This is a genomic window from Parabacteroides sp. AF17-28, from assembly GCF_003479205.1.
Taxonomy (GTDB): domain Bacteria; phylum Bacteroidota; class Bacteroidia; order Bacteroidales; family Tannerellaceae; genus Parabacteroides; species Parabacteroides acidifaciens.
On sequence record NZ_QUGV01000032.1, the window covers coordinates 14,368 to 37,254 of the forward strand.

A 22,887-nucleotide genomic window follows, 5' to 3' on the forward strand; every position below is an offset into this window, starting at 1 on the left:
ATTGTGTACGTTCACACAAGCCATCAAACACGCACAATAGATTATCCACTATTCATAATAATAAATATTAAGATTCAACACTTTATACATTTTCTTCATCTATAAAATGACTAAAAAAAACGTACGTTTTTTTTAGTCATTTTTCAAAAGCTATTTTTACTAAATATCTCTGTATATATCTACTTCCAATATACACATTAAACAATTGTGCTATAGATATTTATCATAAATCATCAAAAAAAGCAAAGAAAGTTTTCATTATTCAATATAAGTTAATATCTTTGGCGAAAATAAATGTACGTTTTTTTTAGTCATTTACAATCAGTATAAAATTCTTATATCCAACACATTACACACTTCAAATCAAAAATATACTTTAAAATCACATTTACACGATCTTAAAACACAAATAGCTATACATCAATATTTTATTATCAGAAACTGATTCTCATAATGATTTACCAAATCCACACATTAACCGGTTTTAAGCTCATTTCATCTATGGACTACATGGAAAGAAGTATTTCAGGAAGAGGTATGTAAATGCAAATCTGCTACTAAGCATAGATTTAATGTAACTTTGTTTCGTACACATCACTTTTAGAGTACAGAATAGAACCAATATCAATAGAGATTACTTTACTAATTTTAAAGGCTGTCAGAATGCCGTTGCCTCTCCCCACTAACATACTTATAATAATAAAAACCACATTTTAGTTAGAAGCCAACCCGAAAACTGACGTATTGTCACACTTTCTGTCAGCTAAACTTTTCCAAAGGCATCCTTGTTACTTTGGCATACGATTTGTAAGATAATTAGTGCAGCTCGAAAGAGAAAAGCGAATACAAGGAAAATAATAACAATTAAAATAGAAGAAAATTATGGGAAAAATTATCGGAATCGACTTAGGAACAACCAACTCGTGTGTTGCCGTACTCGAAGGTAACGAACCGGTTGTCATTGCAAACAGCGAAGGTAAAAGAACGACTCCTTCAATCGTTGCATTTGTAGAAGGTGGCGAACGCAAGGTAGGTGATCCGGCAAAACGTCAGGCAATCACCAACCCAGAAAAAACAATATTCTCTATCAAACGATTCATGGGTGAAACCTACGATCAGGTACAGAAAGAGATCAACCGCGTACCTTACAAAGTAGTACGTGGCGACAACAATACTCCGCGTGTCGACATCGAAGGACGCCTATACACACCGCAGGAAATCTCAGCTATGATCCTGCAGAAAATGAAGAAAACAGCAGAAGACTATCTGGGACAGGAAGTGACAGAAGCCGTTATCACTGTTCCGGCATACTTTAGCGATGCACAGCGTCAGGCAACAAAGGAAGCCGGTGAAATTGCAGGTTTGAATGTTCGTCGTATCGTAAACGAACCGACAGCTGCATCTTTAGCTTATGGTCTGGATAAGACGAACAAAGACATGAAAATCGCCGTATTCGACCTTGGTGGCGGTACATTCGATATCTCTATCCTGGAACTGGGCGACGGTGTGTTTGAAGTTAAATCGACTAACGGTGATACTCACCTGGGTGGTGATGACTTCGACCATGTAATCATCGACTGGTTGGCTGAAGAATTCCTGCGCGAAGAAGGTGTCGACCTGCGCAAGGATCCGATGGCTTTGCAACGTTTGAAAGAAGCTGCAGAAAAGGCTAAAATCGAATTGTCAAGCACAACAAGCACAGAAATCAACCTTCCGTATATCATGCCGGTTAACGGTATTCCAAAGCACTTGGTTAAGACACTGACTCGTGCCAAATTCGAACAATTGGCAGACAGCCTGATCCAGGCTTGTATCGAACCGTGCCGCCAGTCTTTGAAGGATGCAGGTTTGAGTACTTCCGACATCGACGAAGTAATCTTGGTAGGTGGTTCAACACGTATCCCGGCCGTACAGGCTATTGTTGAGAAATTCTTCGGCAAAGCTCCGTCCAAAGGTGTTAATCCGGACGAAGTGGTAGCTGTAGGTGCTGCTATTCAAGGTGGAGTGTTGACAGGTGAGGTAAAAGACGTTCTGTTGTTGGATGTGACTCCGTTGTCATTGGGTATCGAAACAATGGGTGGCGTTATGACTAAGTTGATTGAAGCCAATACGACTATTCCGACTAAGAAGTCTGAAACATTTACAACAGCTGTAGACAATCAGCCTTCCGTAGAAATCCACGTATTGCAGGGTGAACGTTCATTGGCTAAAGACAACAAATCGATCGGACGTTTCCATCTCGATGGAATACCTGCCGCACAGCGTGGCGTACCTCAGATCGAAGTTACTTTCGATATCGACGCAAACGGTATCCTCAACGTCTCTGCGAAAGATAAAGGTACCGGTAAAGTTCAGAGTATCCGTATCGAAGCATCCAGCGGATTGAGTGATGATGAAGTAAAACGTATGAAAGAAGAAGCTCAGGCTAATGCTGAAGCCGATAAGAAAGAAAAAGAACGTATCGACAAGCTGAACCAGGCCGACAGTATGATCTTCCAAACTGAAAAACAGTTGAAAGACCTGGGCGACAAGCTCCCGGCTGACAAAAAAGCTCCGATCGAAGCTGCTTTAAATAAATTGAAAGAAGCTCACAAGGCTCAGGATATCGCCGGTATCGATGCTGCTACTGCAGAACTGAACAGCGTATTCCAAGCCGCAAGCCAGGAAATGTACAACGCACAGAATGCACAGGGTGGTGCACAACCGGGTCCTGATTTCGGTCAGCAGGCTGGTGGCAACACCGGAAATGGCAAACAGGATGGTGGAGTAACTGATGTAGACTTCGAAGAAGTGAAATAAATAGTTTATCGGAAACGATAAGCAATGATTTAAAAATCGCAGTAGAATAACTTTTTACTGCGATTTTTCTTTTTATGAAGTTCTTCACCGATCACTGTGGTTTTTCTATATCCTGTCCCCAGTTTGCCGACTGTACGTGTGAATAAATATCATTATAGTATTTACGATCTTCCCAACTCATCTTCTCGACTTCTTCCATATTCGGTGTGCCAAAGGCATCTTTGAAACGGAACATCGGGTCAAGATGTGCGGCATAATTCCAGTTGAGACAGGTAAATGCCCCATTTTCACGCCTACGCCCACTCACATTGAAGACCTCCATTTGTAATCCCCTTTGCTGCCCGGGGAAAAGAGATTGATCCCAGTTCATGGACTGTTTGGAATTATGGGCAGAGATGCGTGCCACTTTCAGGTAATGTTCATTGCCGGTTTCCAGGTAAAGGCGATAAAAAGCAAAGGAACTCCATGCAAACCCGAGGTCTGCTCCAGCATGTCCTATGGCAATAATGTGTTGCCCCACGATGCTACGGTCTCTTGGGAATTTCGTGGGGCGGTTACCCTTATCATTTTCAACGGGTATCTCCATGCAATGAACCCAACTTTCCGTATAAGTTGCAGCTTGTTCGGCTGCCGTCAGCCATTTAGCATCTTTCGTCAGGTCGTAAAGAGCCAGGAATCCATTGAGAGCCATTTGGCCTGATTCGCTGTCATACGTCTGGGGATTATCAATCACACAAGAAACATAAGTATAGGTATTATGTATATTCCTATAGCAAAAATCGCCTGCCTTTTCAGCAGCTTCCCTATACTTATTATCACCGGGACTATCCGCTTGTGCTGCGATATGAAGTTCCACAAGATAACGGACCGCACAAATTGTCAGAAACTTATTTGAATTCGTAACCGGATGTTTTCCCAGAGCATTTATGACCCTATGATTATAAGAAAAATAATAGCTTCCATCTCTGTTCTGGTTATCTATAAGCCAGTCGCCATATCTTTTGCAGGCATCCAGCCATTCAGGCTTTTCGATGCCGCTACGTTTAGCAAACGCCCAAGCGGCAATCAGGCTTTCCATACCTCCTGTATTTACACGCAGGTTGCTTCCGTCACGGAAAGTGCCGGTATTTCCCCACCAACCCGGATCATACCAATCACGTGGTAATCCTAAAGATGTCTGGCTTTTGGATGCCCAGAAGTTCAACACGGCTTCCCCTTTTTTTATCATATCGTTATTGCCGGTTTCCACTCCTTCCCGATAGATATAATATCCGGTTGCAACCTGCATGCCTACAAATCCCATTTGATAATCATAGTTCCTGGGTTCAAAAGTGGTGAGGTCTACCTCGAAAGGCCAGCCCGCTGCATCGTACTTACCTCTCATACTCGTGTCTTCCCCATAATAATGCATTAAAGTTTCGATGATACCATTATAGGTTACATCGAGATCGACCGGATAAATAGTAGGATTGTATAATTCGAAAGCATGTCCCCACGAGTCTTTCACTGCTGTAGCATAGTCATTTACACTTGAAAAACAAAGTTCCAGATTATATTCATGCACTAAATCATCTTGTATGGGATGATAGCGTGGGCCGCGTCCCCCTCGTCTCTCAGCCTCCGAACCGGGGTATATAAAATTCGTATAAATCACTTTATTTTCTCTCTTTATACCCAATGAACCGAACTGATAATCTGCACAAGTGTCAATCCCGTTTCCATCGGCGATAACCGTTTCGCATTTGGAATCTTTATGAATGATCGAAAGGGTGAAATTCGTTCTTGGATTGCGAAACATAACAAGAGGCAATGTGATCCTATCTTCCCGATAATAAAAATAGGTATCGTTGACCTGCGGGATATACTCTGGAATATTCCCGGTTACAGTGAAATTACCTTTATACCATACGGCAGGCATAAAATATTCGTTCCGGGTAAGATCCGTTGCTTGCTCATCAGTACGAAAGCCGAAAAAGGAGTTGAAGAAACGATCGCCTGCTTTGGAGTTTGACAATCGGATTTTGCGCTGGAGCTCAATGATTCCGTTGCCTTTAGCAATATATATATCAGAAACATTAAAGCTCGTTCCTAAGCTTGTCGTAAGCAATGTTTGACGGGTAAGCATATTGCTATTAAGCACACACGAGCTATAGTTTCCCGAAAGCTCCTTTGAGCCGGCTAATCCCAGAAAAATCGTAGCATCCGGGTTGATTGTGGGTATCGGGGTTCCCTGATAAGAAAAATTTAATTTATAGAGCCCTCCTTCCACGGCTTTCACCGTTATCGATGCATCGCCGGAAACCAAAACGACACCGTCATTTGCAGATAGAGAACAAGGCATTACTAAAATGGAGATCGAGAAAATGCAGATGTATTTTATAATTCTATTTGACATATTATTAGATTTAAATGGATCGGATGATCCGGTTTGTTTATTGTTATTCTGAATCTTTTATAAAACTTGTATAGAGGTATCGATTTCATTTGTTACATCTTAATTGATTGACAAATATACATTTTTAGAGCAAAAGGTTTGCTTTTTCTGCACCGAAAAAAAGCATATGAATGAACAAAGAGAAATATTCTATAAACTGCCGTTTTTTGCGCTTTTAAGGGGATTGGCCTTAAAAAGAAAATCCCCGAAACACAATGTATTTCAGGGATTTTCTTTTTTCTATGACTCTTGTTAAGTGGTACCACCAGCAGCCGAAAATGGTTTGATATGGCACTATTTTTCAATAAGTTATTTTACTACGATGTAAGTTCCTTGAATAAGGTTTTTACAGCTTTGCACCGTTCAACACAAGTTTGTATCTTAGGTACGATTTCTGTGAGCAAAGATAATAATTATAATGATAGCATTGTAATAACTAGCTAATTATTCCTCCGACTTTACATAATTTTTGAAAAGCAATGTTTCCTGATATTCTTTGATATTTATTGAGTCCTTTTTCTAGTCCATTACATAATTCTTGATGTATATATGTTCCAATGCTTAATGCTGGATTATTGTATAAGGCTTTAGTATATTGTAGGTCTTGCATGCATAGTTGTTCTTTGTTTTCTCTGATATCTGAAACTGTTTGATTTAATCTATTGTATTGCTGTAAATAATAGAATGAGCATTTAGCATTGATGGAGTCTTGAATTTTCATTTTTATGAAAATTTGCTGTGTTTTGATTTCTTGAGCGATTTTGAAGAACTTATCTATTGTTTCAAAATTTGATGCCCCTAATTTGTCAGCAAACATGTAGTTATATTTTAGCCAGTTATTTTCTTCAAAGATAACTTTTGAATAATATAATGGCTGTTCTGATAAACAGTTTCCAACAATTGCTTCAGCTTTTAGATTTTCTATATTTACTTCAATATCTTGAATTTGAAGTTTTAATATAGTTGCTGCTGCTCGAAGTTCATTTCTCTTTTTATTCCAATATATGATTGCTGTAACACAGACTGTTACCGCCATTACTATAGTCTGTAAAAGATTGGATTCTAAAAAACTTTCTTGTTCCACAAATTTTTAATTAATGTAATATCCTCCTGTTCTCTGTGCTCCTTTAAATGTTATTAATCCTGATTTTACTAAAGAATTTAAGTAGCGTTTAGCAGTAGGCACACTTTTTCCTATTAGTTCAGCAATCTTAGATGAATTGAGCCCCGGATATTGCTTGATGATATTTAGTACTTCTTGTTCTTTTGAGTTTACAGTATCATTTACAGTATCATTTACAGTATCATTCTTGATACTGATACCTCTTTTGAATGTAACTGTAAACATCCCGTCCGTATGAAATTCAGGCTCAGGAAGATTGGCTTCTTTCATGGCTTCCTGCATACGAGGAATACCGGATGCTACCCTTTCAACCAAATGCATACGGGTAAACAATCCAAATATTAATGGATTGCGTGTCATACTCTTGTGTCCGAAATCTTTAGCTACGATAGGTAAAAGCCCTCCGGGATTAGAAACCTCTACCCGGTCATCAAACATTTCTATTGTAATGGTTGCTCCCTGTTCGTAATAATCACGATGTGAGAGAGCGTTAATAATGGCTTCTTTGAACACAGTGAGAGGAATTTCCCAAATTTCTTCTCTTGGTCCTGCTCCCTCAATTTTATAAGCTACTTGCAGTTTACTTTCCAGCCATGCCATAGCCTGCAAATATTGTTGGTATAGTGGACCGCCAAAGGTTTTATCATCTATGATATATACTTTGGTTGTTCCTTTGAAAAGGACACATCTTGTTACTGCGTGTGGAAACTTTCGTTCAGGTTGTTTCCCAAAGAACATGGCTGCTCCATTCTTGGCTACTCCTTTATCCGTAAACAGTTCCAAATTCTCAAATATCTGTTTGTTCGCAGTCGATGGACTTAGCTTTGCCTCCGTGCGAAAGTCTTTTATCGCTTGTTCGTCTGCATCTGTGTAAATGTTGAACCACGAACAAGGGATAGCATCAAAAAATATTTTGTTGCATTCCTGAAAGAAACTGCGCATTTCTTCGACAGTACGAAGTTTCTGTGAGTTTGCTCCCTCGCGCACAAAGATAGAGCCGGAAAATATATAAGGTTTATCTTTCCCTGACGGAACATCAATTACCCAAACTGTCTTATCTTCGATATTTACCGCATACATATCACAATGGAGAGCCGGAGATATTTCACTGATAGAGCCTTGAATAGCTGAACGTTTGTCATTCTCTAAATCTGTGCCAATAATCTGCCCGTTATCATCTACACCAATGAGTAAATATCCTCCGTCTGCATTAGCGAAAGCGCAAATTTCTTCTGTTAGTTCACGAACCTTTGAAGGAACACGAACTTTGAACTCTACATTATAGCCTTCTCCGCTATCGATGAGTGATTGTATGGTTTCTGTATTTGTCATAGACATCTATAAATATAATGCAAAAATAGTCATTTCAATTGTTTCAATAACTCTAAAAACAAGGATATGTATATGGTTTACTTCAAATTGTTCTTTCTGAAATTAGAGGGGCTTGCATCCTCTATACTTTTTGAAAAACTTATTAATTTGGATATTTTCAGCACCGAAAACAGAAAAAGAATACGTATCTCCGAGAGTAATCATAAACAAATGTCCGTCATGATAAGGAAACATATTGTTGTTAATCCATTGGAAGCCTGTTCCTGAAAGAATATATACTAATTCAAAAAAAGGAATGTTCATGCTGACTGTTGTACTCATGGTTTACATCTCGGTTTACATGGCTTGTGTGAACCAACACGAAAAACACAGAAAATAATAGGATTTGATGGGAAAAACCACCGAAAATGCACAAAAAAAGCAGTCACATTTTACTGTAACTGCTTGATTTTCAGTGGTGCCACCAGGAATCGAACCGGGGACACAAGGATTTTCAGTCCTTTGCTCTACCAACTGAGCTATGGCACCGTTGTTTTGTTTAACGGGTGCAAAGATATGGACTTTTTTTTATTCTGCAATAGGTAGAGGATCTTTTTGTTGTTTTTTTTATTCGTTCAGTGAATTCCAGCCCTGGGCTTTTAGCTCTACTTCTCCACCATCGCGACCAACCAAGTAATTGCCAAGCTCTGGTTTTGTGATATGGCCGATTACTTTAACGCCCTTCATTTCAGAGACTTTATCGTGGTCGGTAAGAGGAACGGTGAAGAGTAATTCATAGTCTTCGCCCCCATTTAAAGCGGCTGTTACCAGATTCATATTAAACTGTTCGGCCATTGCTGCTGTTTGATAATCAATAGGAATACGGTCTTCATAAATACGGCAACCGACATTGCTTTCTTTTGATATATGCAAAAGTTCAGATGAAAGACCGTCTGAGACATCCATCATTGCAGTAGGAATGACCGCTGCATTACGAAGTGCTTCGATAATATCCTTTCGTGCCTCCGGCTTTAATTGGCGTTCCAACAAATATTCTTTACCCGTAAAGTCAGGGGTAAAATCTTTTTCTCCTTTAAATATTCGTTTTTCCCGCTCCAATAACTGCAACCCCATATAGGCAGCTCCCAAATCCCCGGAAACGCAGATGAGGTCCGTCTCTTTGGCACCACTGCGGAGAATGACTTTTCCCTTCTCACCTTCTCCAATGCACGTGATACTGATGCAAAGCCCGGTGAGAGAAGCGGATGTATCTCCTCCGACAATATCGACTCCGTACACGTCACAGGCCAGTTTTAGCCCGGCGTAGAAATCCTCAATCTCTTCAACAGAAAAACGTTTGGAAATTCCGAGTGAAACGGTGATTTGTTTAGGCAAACCGTTCATTGCGTAGATATCGGAAAAATTCACAACAGCCGATTTATATCCGAGATGTTTTAGTGGAACGTAGGTCAGGTCGAAATGAATCCCTTCCAACAACAAATCGGTGGTGACAAGCACTTGCTTATCCCCATACGAGAGTATGGCGGCGTCGTCACCTACGCCTTTTATGGTACTGCTATTTCTGATTTCAATTCTGTCTGTCAGGTGGCGAATCAATCCGAATTCGCCTAATGTTGAGATTTCTGTTCTGTTACTCATATCTATGATTATAAAATACTTTTCTTTTGGACTGCAATTATATGTTTTTTTATTGTCTCATCAAAGCTCTGTCCATTATGAAACTTGATGGTGATAGGTAAATAATATAACGATTTCTTCCAGCTTTCCGGGACAAGCGGATTGTCTTTCAGGCGAGCTGCGTCTTTTTCTGTAGTCAGAATCAGTTTCCCCGGAGAAGTCATCATTTCGTATGTCTCGTCTAATTTCTTGAAATCCGATTTTATGAACGTATGATGATCTGGAAAAATTACCGGCAAAACTTTTTTTGAATATTTTTTTGCTTCGCGAATAAAAGGTGAAGGAGAGGCTATTCCTGATATTAACAGAATATCTTCTTCTTTGCCAATATCTTTCCTACGTAGAGACTGAGCCATTGAAGGAAATACCGGCTTGATTTCATCGTAAACAATGCTGGTGAAAAAGAGTAATTGATGAGCCCTCAATTTCATATTTTCTTCGATAATGCGAAAATCGATAGGCTTCATATCTTCCTCACATTTAGTGACAACTACAATATCGGCCCGATTTATTCCGTTTATCGGTTCACGCAGCCTTCCCGTTGGCATCAGCTTGTCATTGTAAAACAAGCGATGATAATCACTCAATACAATTGAAAGGGACGGACAGACATAGCGGTGCTGATAAGCGTCATCCAGCAAGATTACTTCCGGCCTTTCCTGCTCGGGCAAGGATAAAAGAATTTGAATACCCCGTCTTCGATTGGCGTCGACAGCAACAAGTACATCAGGAAATTTATTTTTCATTTGAAAGGGTTCGTCTCCGATTTCCTGGCTGGAGCTTTGCGGGTTGGCAAGAATAAAACCGGAGGTTTTTCTTTTATATCCTCGGCTCAATACGGCAATACGGTATTGCTTTTTTAGCAAATCGATAATATATTCGGTATGAGGAGTTTTTCCTGTGCCTCCTACAGATAAGTTTCCTATGCTAATTACGGGAACAGGATATTGCTCGGAATGTAGAATATCCCAATCAAAAAGTCTGTTTCGTAACCGTATTCCAATTCCGTATAAAAAGGAAATTGGATTCAGGTAGTAATTAAGCTTAATTTCGTTGTTTGTCAGCATGTGATTCCTATCTGCATACAAATATAGTTAACTTATTGAAAGTAATCGGCTTTTTATTCGTTTATTTGAAAAATAAGGATGACTATACTGCTCTGATTATTCATTTTCAAGGATATCAAATTTAGAAATCATATCTTTGCAGGGAAGATCCTTGGGTAGGTCCTGTCGATCCGAAAGACCTCTCCTAACTTTCAATTTTCAACTCTTAACTTTCAACTATCGGGGGGGGCTTATTGTATAAAACGCATTTTTCAGGTTCGAAAAACATCCGAAACAAAACAAATGTTAATCCGCTTTTTTGACCTCAAAAAGGGATTTTTTCGCCTTTTTTGAGCGTTCCCAGCCATTACGACCGTCCTCTTTACCATTACGACCGTGCTAATGTGTAGTGCACTCGGCACCTCGCGAAGATTAGCACGGTCGTAATGGCGATTTGGACGGTCGTAATTGGAAAGAGGACCGTCTTTAGGGCAAAAACCACCCTGAATTTCCTTGGGATATTTGGGACGCCGTCCGTTTTATTTTCAAATATTCGATTCTCCGAGAGTTAAGGTTTATCACATTGTCGGCGTTTCTGCCTTCCAACAATCAAAAAGAATGCTTTTCAGAACGGACTGCGCACCTCGTTTTTCCTATTGTCAGAAAGGGGAGCTTAAACCGTAAAAAGAGTCAATCCAAAATCGATCAAGATTTCAGACGAAATAGAAAAACGGCCGAAACAGGGGGTTATTGTAATATTTATATTTTATTCGGGAACTAATAATTACAGTTCACAAAAAACGGCACATAAACTTTGATTTTCAAACAATAATCACCTACCTTTGCCGAAAAATAAAAAAACAACATTAAATCTTAAATGATCTATTAGGGTAGAATTTTAAAATTTATGCAAAAAAATCAGACACTACATATTTATTTTCTGATTTGTATTCTATCAATCCTGACAGGTACATCCTGCAACGATTCCTATGAAAAGAGGAGGATATTAGTTATTCACTCATATGAAGCGGAATATGCCGGCTATAAACATAACGGAGAAAAGATACAACAACAGTTCCACCGGCAAAAAATCCATGCCGATATCCGGACTTTCTATCTGGACTGTGACAGTTATCGGGAAAAAGACGAACTCAACCGGATGTATAACTTTCTGGACACCACTGCCAACTGGAAACCGGAGATTATCCTGGTGTATGACGACCAGGCCACTTATTCCCTGATGGCTTGCGAACACCCTTTGGTAAAGCAGACACCGGTCGTATTCGCGGGGGTCAACTATCCGAACTGGAAACTGCTCAAACAATATCCTAACGTTACCGGATTCTGGGACAAGCCGGAATTCATGAAAACCGTCGAACAAATAGAAAAGTTGTTCGGCCCCATGAGAATCCATTTTTGGCTGGACAACACCTATTTGGGTCGGCAAACCATGGAGCTATTTATCAGTGAGATAGACCCCTTACGCATGAAAGAATATGCCCCTTCTCTCAACGTCATAAATGAAAACGGTTTTTTTCACGTGCTAAGAGATACCATCCAACATAATAACCAACTATTCACAAACAACAGCATACTGCCGGCAAAGCCAGCACATACAATTTTCAATTTTATCAATTCAAGGGAAACCAGTTCCAATAATTTATTGTGGGTCTTATCCGGCTTGCACCGGCACTCGGTCTTCGTACAGAGCAAGCGTGATTTCACATCCAAACGCCTCGGCCTGTTTGCCAGCAGCCCAACCTTTACCGTTATAAACGAAGGGTTCGGAGTCGGAGAAGGATTGACAGGCGGATACCTGACCTCTACGGAAGATGAAATAAAGATATCTGTAGACAGGGCTATCGAGCTGTTAAGAGGCAAAGCCATATCCGAAACTCCCATCACCCAATCTCCCAAACAATTCGTACTGGACTGGATAGAAATGCAACGGTGGCATATCAGCAGAAAAAACATTCCAGCTTCCTACCAGATTATCAATATGCCGCTGACAGAACGATATAAAACACTGTTCATAACGCTCGGCATCCTTTTGTTACTCATTGTCACGACGGTAATCCTGTCCCTTTTACGTCTCTACCGGAAAGAAAACAGGACCAAGAAGGAAACACAGAAAAGCCTGAGGAAAAGCGAACGATTCCTGTCTCTCGCCTTGAGCGGAGGAAAAGTTTTTGCCTATCAGCTCAAGGACTACACTTTCTATTTTGACAACGAGTTTTATACGAATGCCGGACTTGAACAAAAACCGATTCTGATAAACGAATACCTGGACCATTTGCATCCCGGTGATATCCAAGTCTTTAAAAAGGATATACAGAGAGCTTATTCCGGAGAAATCATGGAAAACATATCCCAGATACGTTGTAATTTCGACGGAAAGGGATACCAATGGTGGGAATTCCGCTATACATATAATAAAGAAGACGATGCCTTCAACGGCCTCTGCCTGAATATCCAACAAAAAAAGAAGGCAGAACAGGAGCTTATAGAAGCCCGGCAAAAAGCGGAAGAATCCGATAAGATGAAGTCTACATTCCTGGCCAATATGAGTCACGAGATACGAACACCTCTAAATGCTATCGTTGGCTTTTCCAATATCATCGCCAGCAATGAAGTTGAGTTGGAGATAGAAGAAAAGGTTGAATTTGTCAGGCTGATTAACAACAATTGCGATTTACTTTTGAAACTGATCAATGATATCCTTGATTTATCACGCATCGAATCCGGCCGTATGGAATTCACCTTCACCCGGCAAAATCTGACAACCTTGATAAACGACATTTATCAGACGCACCAGTTATTGCTTCCTGACGAGGTCAAATTGATACAGGAAACACCCGAAGCTCCTATATTTATAGAGACAGACCGGCACCGCCTGACACAAGTCATCACAAACCTCATTAACAATGCGGTCAAGTTTACCCAAAAGGGATATATTAAACTGGGCTATAAATACAGTGAAGCAGATTCGTCCGTATATATTACGATAGAAGACACAGGCATCGGTATCCCTAAAGAAAAGCAGAAAGCCATATTCGAGCGTTTCAACAAACTGGACGAGTTCGCCCAGGGGACAGGGTTGGGATTATCGATTTGCCAAGTGATTGTCAAACGCTTAAAAGGCCATATCACGTTGCAATCGGAAGAAAGAAAAGGCAGCCGGTTTACCGTCTGCCTCCCCTTGATAGATCATCAACAATAAGTTTTATTGTATAGAAAAGGTATCTGCATCTTTCCATGCCGGAAACTTGGCACGCAGATCATCCAGTTCGGTACGGGTTAACGTACAGGTCCGGGTTACCTCTTCACGTTTGCCGGCATCGGCCATCTTCTTCCCTTTCGGGGAAAATACCATCGAGTCGCCGCGATAGACAAAACCTTTCCCGTCAATGCCTACCCGGTTTACGCCACAGACATATGCCATATTCTCCATTGCACGTGCCTGAAGAAGCGTTTTCCAAACCTTTTTGCGGGCTTCCGGCCAGTTGGCGACATAAATCAACAGGTCATATTCGTTGTTCACATTCCTGCTCCACACCGGGAAACGCAGGTCATAGCAAACTTGCAAACAGATATTCCAGTCCTTATACCGTACGATCGTCCGTGTATCTCCGGCCGTGAAATGCCGGTCTTCACCGGCCATCCGGAACAAATGACGTTTATCATACAAATACGTTTCTCCTTCAGGAGTGATGAAAAAAGCACGGTTAAAATATTTACCATCCTCTTTTGCAATAAAACTACCGGCCACAGCCAGTTTATACTTCTTCGCCCATCCTTTAATAGTGGGGATAGTCGGGCCGTCCATCGTGTCGGCCAGTTTTTCAACTTCCATAGAGAAACCGGTTGTGAATGTCTCCGGCAAAATAGCGATGTCGGTCTTTCCACTGACACGCCGGAGCAATTCTCCATAATAACCCAGGTTTTCATCTCTGTCCTCCCAGATAATATGGGACTGGACCATACTGATTCGCAAATTGTCTGCCATAATATTAAATTTGAACAAAGTTTTCAGGATGACAAGCTGTCACCCCTCTGTAGTTCTTACGGATTTCATAGAGATCTTTCTCCACGTCACCCGTCGGATAGAATATCCCTTTAAAACCGGCCTCTTTCTTTTTATAATCCAAATAGGCCACCAGGATAGGAACATTGGCTTTCTGCGCGATAAAATAGAACCCTTTTTTCCACTCTTCCGCCCGCTTACGGGTTCCTTCCGGAGTAATGGCCAACTGAAACTCTTCCCTGCTGTTGAAAAGTTCAACCATCTGGTCCGTCACCGACGTCCGTTTATGACGGTCGACAGGCACACCCCCCAGCCAGTTAAACAACAAATTGAACGGGAAAAAGAACCATTCTTTTTTAATCAGGAAACGAGCATTACGCCCGATCGAGGTGTAAAACAGTTTTCCGACTAAAAAATCCCAGTTACTGGTATGCGGCGCTACACATATCACGCATTTAGGCACATCTTCGACCACAGGTCCGAGTTTCCAACCCGCCAGGCGAAGAAGCGCCTTACTAATCGCTTTCTTCATTATTTGCGTTAATTTGCTCTTATTTGCCCTTATTTGCTCAGCTCACCTATTTCTGTAGCGATAGCGTTTACTTCTGCTTGCAGATCAGCGAGCAATTTATTATAATACTCTTTCACACGCGCTTTATTATCCTTTCCATCCGGACGGTTGGCACGACGAATATATTCATCCTGCATATCGAGTATTCTCGACATCACTGCGTCTGCCTTATCCGAATCCACGCCTGGGATATACAATTTACAAACCAATGCTTCTGAAAACAAATCGCCAGCCACATAGCTGATGTCTTTCTTTAAAATTCTTCTTTTAGCCATAGTCGTTTATATTAAAATACCCACAAATCTACATATTTCATTTATTAAACAAGCTCTATAGTTGAAAAAAAGACAAAAATTCGTATCTTTGCCCCCGCAAAATATCTGATTATAAACAAAATCGTTTATGGATAATATAACAACAACGCCAGAATATCTTTTTGAAAGCAGTTGGGAAGTGTGTAACAAAGTCGGAGGTATCTATACCGTCCTTTCAACAAAAGCGCATACGTTACAACAATCTTTTAAAGATAAATTAATCTTTATTGGACCAGATGTGTGGGCTAACACAAACGCCCCCGACTTTATCGAAGATGATATTCTGTTCGCTGAGTGGAGGGCTTATGCAAAGACCACGGGCAACCTGAAAGTAAAAGTAGGCCGATGGAATGTTCCGGGAACACCACCCGTAATATTAGTTGATTTCAAACCATTCTTCAAGGAAAGGGATGCCTTCTTCTATTCTATGTGGGAAAATTTCCGCGTAGACTCTATCCACGCATACGGCGATTACGACGAGTCTTGTATCTTCGCCTACTCCGTAGGTAAAATAATTGAAAGTTTCTACCATTTCTATAAGTTGGAAGACAAAAAGGTCGCAGCCCTGTTCAACGAATGGATGCTGGGAATGGGTGCTCTTTACATCCAGAAACAAATTCCGGCAATAGCGACGCTCTTTACGACACATGCTACTTCCATCGGACGTTCCATAGCGGGCAATAACAAAGCATTGTACGCCTATATGGACGGCTATAACGGCGACCAGATGGCGAAAGAGCTGAATATGGAAGCCAAGCATTCGCTGGAAAAACAGACCGCCCATTATGTGGACTGCTTCACAACAGTGAGCGACATCACGGCCCGCGAGTGTAAACAATTGCTGGACAAAGCGCCGGACATCGTGACCCCGAACGGTTTCGAGCCGGATTTCGTACCGGAAAAAAAGGAATATGAAAAGAAACGTGCCGAAGCGCGCCATGCCCTGCTGAATGTAGCGGAAAAGTTATTAGGATGCCCCATTTCACCGGATGCATTCCTTGTCTCTACAAGCGGCCGCTATGAATATCGCAATAAGGGCATCGATGTCTTTATCGAAGCAATGAACCGGGTACGTACTTCCGGCAAGTTGCAACGCGAAGTGGTAGCCTTCATCATGGTACCCGCCTGGGTGCGCGATGCCCGTGCAGACCTGAAAGAAGTGATCGACAAAAATATCCGTACCACCTCCCCCATGCAGATGCCGTTCGTCACGCATTGGCTGAACCTGATGGAGCAGGACAAGGTACTGAACTATATCTCGCATTCCGGATTCACCAATTCGGCAACAGACAAACTGAAAATCATTTTCGTACCCTGTTACCTGGACGGACGCGACGGCATCCTCAACAAACCGTACTACGACCTGTTGGTCGGTATGGACGCAACGGTCTATCCTTCGTATTACGAACCGTGGGGATACACTCCGTTGGAAAGTATCGCTTTCGGAATCCCGACCATCACGACCGATCTGGCCGGATTCGGACTCTGGGCTAAGAGACACGTGACAGGCAACGACATCAGCGAAGGTGTTGCAGTCGTGAACCGTGACGACTTTAATTATTTCGAAGTAGCAGACGCTATCACATCCTCCATCCTGACTCTCGTCAGCAAGAATAAAAAAGAAACGGTCGAGATACGGAAACGCAGTTTCGACCTGGCGGCAAAAGCGGAATGGAGCAAATTTATCGTCTATTACGAAGAGGCTTTCAGGATCGCTTTGGAGAATGCGGCCAAAAGAAATAATTAAAATAGGCTCATAATTAAACAGATAATCCCTATCTTTGCAGCGTTTTAAACAAAGATCAGAGATTCTATAATATTAAATTGAAATTGAAACATTTTAAACTTCACAATAATGAAAATCAAAGCGAATAACGCAAACAGCCCGATTTGGAAAGATGTTTATTCTCATTCTATGCTCCCCGAGCCATTACAGCCATTATACGAAATGGCAACAAACCTATGGTGGGTGTGGAACCATGAAGGAGCCAAATTATTCGGTAAGATCGACCCGGAACTGTGGGCCTCTACAGAAGGTAACCCCGTACTTTTACTTCAAAGCTTATCCTATAAACGTATTGAGGAAATTCTGGCAGATAACGTCCTGATGGCCGAAATCAAAGCTACTTACTCAATATTCAAGGATTATGTAAATGTTAAGCCGGACAAGACGAAACCGTCTGTTGCCTATTTCAGTATGGAATATGGTTTGACAAACGTTCTGAAGATTTACTCCGGTGGTCTGGGCGTATTGGCAGGTGACTACCTGAAAGAAGCCAGTGACAGCAATATCGACCTGACTGCTGTCGGTTTCCTGTACCGTTACGGTTATTTTACCCAATCCCTGTCTATGGACGGACAGCAGATTGCCAACTATGAACCGCAGAATTTCAACGCACTGCCTCTTACACAGGTGATGCAGGCTAACGGCGAACCGATGGTACTGGAAGTACCTTACCCCGGCCGTACCGTTTATGCCCACATCTGGAAAGTAAGCGTAGGACGCGTTCCTTTATATTTGATGGATACGGACATTCCTCAAAATAGCGAATGGGACCGCTCTATCACTCACCAGCTCTATGGCGGCGACTGGGAAAACCGTATGAAGCAGGAATACCTGCTGGGTATCGGTGGTATCCTGATGCTGAACAAGTTAGGTATCAAAAAACAGATCTACCACTGCAACGAAGGACATGCAGCCCTGATCAACGCACAGCGTTTGGTAGACTTCATCCAGAACGACGGTCTGACATTCAACCAGGCTCTGGAAGTTGTCCGCGCCTCTGCACTGTACACGGTTCACACTCCGGTTCCCGCTGGTCACGACTACTTCGACGAAGGTCTGTTCGGCCGTTACATGGGTGAATTCCCCGGCAAGTTAGGTATCAGCTGGCAGGAATTTATCGACATGGGACGTGAAAACCCGGGATCGAACGAAAAGTTCTCCATGAGTGTATTCGCATTGAATACATGCCAGGAAGCAAACGGTGTAAGCTGGTTGCACGGAAAAGTATCCCAGCGTATGTTCGCACCGGTATGGAAAGGTTACTTCCCCGACGAACTGCACGTAGGATATGTGACAAACGGCGTACATATGCCGACATGGGCTTCTACGGAATGGAAACGTTTCTTCGCAGAACATTTCGACAAGAAATTCTTCAAAGACCAGTCTAACAAGAAATACTGGGAAGCCATCCAGAACGTACCGGACGATGAAATCTGGGAAATCCGCAAGAGACTGAAGAACAAACTGTTCGAATACATCAAGAATCAATACAAGAGTAACTGGCTGAAAAACCAGGGCGATCCGGCAAAGGTTGTTTCCATCTTGGACAAGATCAATCCGAACGCTTTGATTATCGGTTTCGGACGCCGTTTTGCAACATACAAACGTGCTCACTTGTTGTTCACAGACCTGGACCGTCTGGCTAAGATCGTAAACAACGAAAAATACCCGATCCAGTTCGTATTCACAGGTAAGGCTCACCCGGCTGACGGTGGTGGACAAGGCTTGATCAAGCACATTGTCGAAATCTCACGCCGTCCGGAATTCTTAGGAAAGATTATTTTCCTGGAAAACTACGATATGCGTCTGGCCCGTCACCTGATTGCAGGTGTGGATGTTTGGTTGAACACTCCGACACGTCCTTTGGAAGCATCCGGTACATCTGGTGAAAAGGCAGAAATGAACGGTGTTCTGAACTTCTCCGTATTAGACGGATGGTGGTATGAAGGTTATAAAGAAGGTGCAGGTTGGGCTTTGACCGACAAGCGTACTTACGAAAACCAGCAGTACCAGGATCAGTTGGATGCTGCAACAATCTACCATACACTGGAGACACAGATCATCCCGACTTACTATGCAAAGAACAGTAAGGGATACTCTCCCGAATGGATCCAGTACATCAAGAACTCCATGTCTGAAATCGCTCCCGACTATACAATGAAACGTATGTTGGACGATTACATCAGCCGTTTCTATGACAAACTGGCAACCCGTTCCGCCCACTTGCGCGAAAATGACTTTGCTGAAGCAAAATCTCTTGCAGCATGGAAAGAAGAAGTGGTTGAACATTGGGATAGCTTCCAGGTAGAATCGTTTACAAGCTCTCAGGATTTGTCTATCGATGGTCCGGTAGTAGGAAAAGAATACACATTCAACCTGGTCATCGACCGCCACGAACTGCAAGGCATGTTAGGTGTAGATATGGTTGTTACCAAAGAAAACTCTGACACCCACCAGTTGGAACTGCTGTACGTCGAACATTTCAAACTGAAAAAAGAAGAAGGTTCCAAACTGTTCTTCGAACTGAAAACAAACCCGAGCGAAGCAGGTCTCCACAAAATCGGTTTCCGCGTTTACCCTGTAAACAAAGAATTGCCTCACCGCATGGACTTCGCTTACGTTCGCTGGATTCAGTTATAATCGAAACGATCCGATCCAAAATAAAAAAGGTTGTTCTCCGGAAGGGGGACAACCTTTTGTTGTTTATGTCATCAAATCAGTATAAAAAACCGAATTACCTCCATAGCAGCTCCCCGTACTATTTGGTAATCCCAATATTCTTCCGTAACTTTGTTACCACTGTAACTGTTACCACCGTAACAAAACACAATGTATATATGAAATTCTACAACCGGACAAACGAATTAGCTGAGCTACAGCGCATACAAGACTTATCATTCACGGATCATTCGCGGCTGACCGTAGTGACAGGCAGGAGGCGTATTGGGAAAACGAGTCTGATCATGAAGGCTGTTGAAGAGACACCGACTGTCTATTTGTTTGTCGGGCGGAAGAATGAGGCGACGCTTTGTACCGAATTTATTCCTATGATAACACAGTCGCTAAACATTTATGTTCCGGATGGGATCAAAACATTCCGTTCGCTTTTCCAGTTCCTGATGGAACAGGCTACGACCAAAACGTTCAACCTCGTAATCGACGAGTTTCAGGAGTTTTATAATATCAATGAAGCCGTATATAGCGACTTACAGAATATATGGGACCAATACCGGTTGAAGTCGAAGATGAATCTGATTGTCTCCGGCTCGGTCTATTCCCTGATGCAAAAGATTTTCCAACAGTCTAAAGAACCGTTGTTCGGCAGGGCCGACAATATCATCAGACTTTCGGCTTTCAACCTTCCTACCCTGAAAGAAATCATGCATGATTACAGGCCCCAATACACAAACGACGACCTGCTGGCGCTCTATGCCTTCACAGGGGGAATCCCTAAGTACATCGAACTGTTCTGCGACAACAGAACATTGAGTGTAACGGAAATGATCGATTTCATGATACGGGAAAACTCTCCGTTTACCGACGAAGGAAAAAACCTGCTGATAGAGGAGTTCGGAAAGAATTACGCTACGTATTTTTCTATCCTGAGCGCCATATCCGGAGGAATCAATACACAACCGGAAATAGAAGCTGCATTAGGAAACAAAAGTATCGGAGGACAGCTCAAGAGACTAATTGAAGACTATAATATTATTGCTCGCCAACGTCCTATTCTGGCAAAAGAAGGGACACAGAACGTCCGCTATGAGATTACGGATAATTTCATCCGCTTCTGGTTCAACTACTTCGACCGTAACCGCTCGCTGATAGAGATCAAGAACTTCACGGGGCTACGTTCCATCGTCAAAGCCGACTATCCGACCTATTCGGGTAAAATCCTGGAACTCTATTTCAAGCAACAGTTTGCGGAAAGTTTCCAATACCGTGCTATCGGCTCCTGGTGGGATGTTAAAAACGGGGAAAATGAGATTGATATCGTTGCTTTGAAACTGGAGAAAAACAAGGCCGTCATAGCCGAAGTTAAAAGACAGAAGAAAAACTTTAAACCGGAACTGCTGGACACCAAAGTCGAACACATCAAACACAAACTTCTGGCTAAATATGAGATCGAAAAACGATGCCTCTCATTAGAGGATATGTAAAAAGGGGGAATTGCAAAGCATCCCCCCTTTTTCACTGATATAATATTTATCGATTAAAAAGCATAAGAAAGTCCGATAGCCGGCATTAAGGCCACCGTATCGTAGTTGCCACCGAATGTTCTTGGCTGTTTCAGCAAGTCCAGGTCCGTATAGGATCCGTCACGATCGAAGCCGCTTACATAAGAGAACGCGACATCCACAGACAGGTTTGTCAACGGACGGAAACTCAAACCGGCTGTCAGCCCCAACTTATTCATACTCGGAGTTTCCGGATTCAGATAATCCTTTTCAACCGGTGATTCATCCAGGTAAACACCCAAACGGACATCCAGACGGTTGGTGGCAGCAAACTGGCCACCGATACGATAAATACAGGAATTCTTATATTTCTTCGGAGCATTGATATCATATTCGCCTAACTCTTCCGTAGGATTGAAATTAACCGTTAGTGCATCATAAGCACCCCATCCAATTACCTGAACCTCACCGGAAAGCGTCCAGCGATTTGTCGGACAATAGGTAATCCCTACACTCCAGACACTCGGTAACGGCAGTTCGGCTGAAAAAGTTCCTTTATCCAGTTCCGGTACTTCAATTTTTTCCGGCACGCCTGGAGTTCCCGGAGGTAACATTCCCAACAGACCGTTTACCTTCTGTAACAGTCCTTTTAACTCCAACTCATTAGCATAATCTAACGCAACATCGCCCTCTTTAACGCGAGCCATCACCTTTGAACGATAAGAAGCTCCGATAGTAATCTTCTCGTTAATATCGAACATCGCTCCGACATTATATCCCAAGCGTACACCGGCATCACCTTTCAAACCGACAGAAACAGCCGAGATATTGTCATATTTAGCCATAATTTGTTTCAACTCCTGAGGGATCATGGCACCCAAAGCCGGATTACCAGCCGTCAGCTTGTTTGCCAAGTCACTCATGGCTCCCGGAGCAATCAGTGAACGATTCAGCGAGATATTACCAAACTCCATCATTAGACCTGCTCCAATACTCAAGCGATCCATGATTTTCCAAGAAACCGTAGGTTGTATATTAAACGCTTTCAAAGAAATATCCTGGATCAGATGTGACCCCCTCCAGTCATTTCCCCAATGGATGCCACTGCCAAACGGGGTGTTTACCATCACTCCGGCAGCCAGATTATCATAAATCTTAAATCCGGCATATAGATATAAAGGCGTACTGGCCTTATTATCCGTTTCAAAAGAATAATCGTCTGTTAATGATTTATATTTTGCCGTAGCAAAAACGCCTGATACACCGGCAGACAAGTCTATACTATTTTCCATAAACGCCAATCCGGCAGGATTGAAGTGCATGCTTTCCGCACCCAACTTCATGGCAACACCTACGTGTCCCATACCGGCCTGCTTCGTACTTTGTGCATTTACTTGATAGCCTTCTGCGGCCAAATACGTCATTGGGAGCATGGAAAGACATGCTAACGCGATAACTTTCTTCATAAAAACTTTATTTGTTAATACTTTATTTATTATGCCTTCCCGGGCATAAACGGCAGCAAAGATAAAGACTTTTTTCTAATACTGCACACTTTTAACAAGAATGTGCAGCACAAAACCCGAAAAGTTGTGCAACCGGT

General features: G+C 42.2%; 14 protein-coding genes, 1 tRNA gene and 1 pseudogene. 5 read left to right on the forward strand and 11 right to left on the reverse strand.

Translation table 11 applies throughout. From position 1 onward, the window contains the following. Positions 1–882 precede the first annotated feature (882 nt). Positions 883–2,799 carry a molecular chaperone DnaK gene (gene dnaK / locus DWW90_RS18100; protein WP_122345993.1) on the forward strand — a complete coding sequence of 639 codons (1,917 nt, stop codon included), beginning with the start codon at positions 883–885 and terminating at the stop codon, positions 2,797–2,799. Between the two features lie 91 nt (positions 2,800–2,890). Here dnaK and DWW90_RS18105 read toward each other — a convergent pair whose 3' ends face one another. The 7 genes and pseudogenes from DWW90_RS18105 to lpxK form a co-directional block, all read right to left on the reverse strand. Continuing rightward, positions 2,891–5,194 carry a hypothetical protein gene (locus DWW90_RS18105; RefSeq protein ID WP_147382450.1) on the reverse strand — a complete coding sequence of 768 codons (2,304 nt, stop codon included), beginning with the start codon at positions 5,192–5,194 and terminating at the stop codon, positions 2,891–2,893. 475 nt (positions 5,195–5,669) lie between these two features. Next, positions 5,670–6,317 (reverse strand): hypothetical protein, encoded by a 648-nt coding sequence (locus DWW90_RS18110; protein ID WP_233547807.1) that lies wholly within the window; start codon positions 6,315–6,317, stop codon positions 5,670–5,672. A 6-nt stretch (positions 6,318–6,323) separates the two neighbouring features. Then, on the reverse strand, positions 6,324–7,688 hold the full coding sequence (locus DWW90_RS18115) for a helix-turn-helix domain-containing protein (RefSeq protein ID WP_122345996.1): 1,365 nt from the start codon (positions 7,686–7,688) through the stop codon (positions 6,324–6,326). A gap of 123 nt (positions 7,689–7,811) precedes the next feature. After that, a pseudogene (locus DWW90_RS20880) lies at positions 7,812–7,979 on the reverse strand (AraC family transcriptional regulator); the annotation flags it as partial. Positions 7,980–8,143: 164 nt separating this feature from the next. Next, positions 8,144–8,216: transfer RNA gene (locus DWW90_RS18125), tRNA-Phe, on the reverse strand. Positions 8,217–8,294: 78 nt separating this feature from the next. Continuing rightward, a complete protein-coding gene (gene thiL / locus DWW90_RS18130) occupies positions 8,295–9,326 on the reverse strand; it encodes a thiamine-phosphate kinase (protein WP_122333684.1) in 1,032 nt (343 codons plus the stop codon). Positions 9,327–9,334: 8 nt separating this feature from the next. Further along, the gene (lpxK, locus tag DWW90_RS18135) at positions 9,335–10,432 is read right to left on the reverse strand and encodes a tetraacyldisaccharide 4'-kinase (RefSeq protein WP_122333697.1); all 1,098 of its coding nucleotides are present in this window, start codon (positions 10,430–10,432) and stop codon (positions 9,335–9,337) included. Positions 10,433–11,318: 886 nt separating this feature from the next. On the opposite strand from lpxK, the gene DWW90_RS18140 reads away from it, so the two are divergent. Beyond that, positions 11,319–13,631: a HAMP domain-containing sensor histidine kinase gene (locus DWW90_RS18140; RefSeq protein WP_122345997.1), complete on the forward strand. Its 2,313-nt coding sequence runs from the start codon at positions 11,319–11,321 to the stop codon at positions 13,629–13,631. Positions 13,632–13,634: 3 nt separating this feature from the next. Here DWW90_RS18140 and DWW90_RS18145 read toward each other — a convergent pair whose 3' ends face one another. The 3 genes from DWW90_RS18145 to DWW90_RS18155 are packed head-to-tail and all read right to left on the reverse strand — an operon-like array spanning position 13,635 to position 15,281. Beyond that, positions 13,635–14,417, reverse strand: coding sequence for an amidohydrolase (locus DWW90_RS18145; RefSeq protein ID WP_115499863.1), 783 nt, complete (start codon positions 14,415–14,417; stop codon positions 13,635–13,637). A gap of 4 nt (positions 14,418–14,421) precedes the next feature. After that, the gene (locus tag DWW90_RS18150; RefSeq protein WP_115499837.1) at positions 14,422–14,967 is read right to left on the reverse strand and encodes a 1-acyl-sn-glycerol-3-phosphate acyltransferase; all 546 of its coding nucleotides are present in this window, start codon (positions 14,965–14,967) and stop codon (positions 14,422–14,424) included. Positions 14,968–14,996: 29 nt separating this feature from the next. After that, complete coding sequence (locus DWW90_RS18155; protein WP_115499838.1) at positions 14,997–15,281, reverse strand: hypothetical protein; 285 nt, start codon at positions 15,279–15,281, stop codon at positions 14,997–14,999. Between the two features lie 127 nt (positions 15,282–15,408). Between DWW90_RS18155 and DWW90_RS18160 the strand changes: the two genes are divergently transcribed. The 3 genes from DWW90_RS18160 (at position 15,409) to DWW90_RS18170 (ending at position 21,266) form a co-directional block, all read left to right on the forward strand. After that, positions 15,409–17,067: a glycosyltransferase gene (locus DWW90_RS18160; protein ID WP_122345998.1), complete on the forward strand. Its 1,659-nt coding sequence runs from the start codon at positions 15,409–15,411 to the stop codon at positions 17,065–17,067. A 108-nt stretch (positions 17,068–17,175) separates the two neighbouring features. Next, the gene (glgP, locus tag DWW90_RS18165; RefSeq protein ID WP_115499840.1) at positions 17,176–19,746 is read left to right on the forward strand and encodes an alpha-glucan family phosphorylase; all 2,571 of its coding nucleotides are present in this window, start codon (positions 17,176–17,178) and stop codon (positions 19,744–19,746) included. Positions 19,747–19,943: 197 nt separating this feature from the next. Beyond that, on the forward strand, positions 19,944–21,266 hold the full coding sequence (locus DWW90_RS18170) for an ATP-binding protein (protein ID WP_122346014.1): 1,323 nt from the start codon (positions 19,944–19,946) through the stop codon (positions 21,264–21,266). A gap of 53 nt (positions 21,267–21,319) precedes the next feature. On the opposite strand, the gene DWW90_RS18175 is transcribed toward DWW90_RS18170, so the two are convergent. Then, positions 21,320–22,750, reverse strand: a complete 1,431-nt coding sequence (locus DWW90_RS18175) for an OmpP1/FadL family transporter (protein WP_122345999.1) — start codon at positions 22,748–22,750, stop codon at positions 21,320–21,322. Positions 22,751–22,887 lie beyond the last annotated feature (137 nt).